This is a genomic window from Undibacterium sp. SXout7W, assembly GCF_049339385.1.
Lineage (GTDB): Bacteria > Pseudomonadota > Gammaproteobacteria > Burkholderiales > Burkholderiaceae_D > Undibacterium.
This window is the reverse complement of the sequence record NZ_JBMPPF010000173.1, coordinates 1-280: the sequence shown is the minus strand read 5'-3', so window position 1 is coordinate 280 and position 280 is coordinate 1. Positions and strand designations below refer to the sequence as shown.

Below are 280 nucleotides of genomic sequence, written 5' to 3'. Positions count from 1 at the left end.
AGTGCTTCATTGATGGGCTTAGCAAGCAAGCTAAAGAAAACGCCTCAAGCCCGCATTGACAAGGCCGAAGCGACCATGCTACTTAAGCGCACACAGCAAAAGATCATGCACCGCGCTGACAAGCAACAAATCGCAGACAAGCTTCAAGAAGAGTTCGACGCACTGGTATCAAACATGAACGAATACTACGCAGTCAAAAAACAATTACTTGAAAGCAAACGCGAAGACGTGGTGAAAAAATACGAACACTCTGTACTTAAAGTTCGTTATCAGCAAATCA

At 44.3% G+C, this 280-nt stretch carries 1 protein-coding gene; it reads left to right on the top strand.

What is annotated here, in order from left to right:
- On the top strand, window positions 1-280 hold a 280-nt coding region (locus tag ACO0LB_RS20980; protein ID WP_423052689.1), incomplete at both ends, for a hypothetical protein.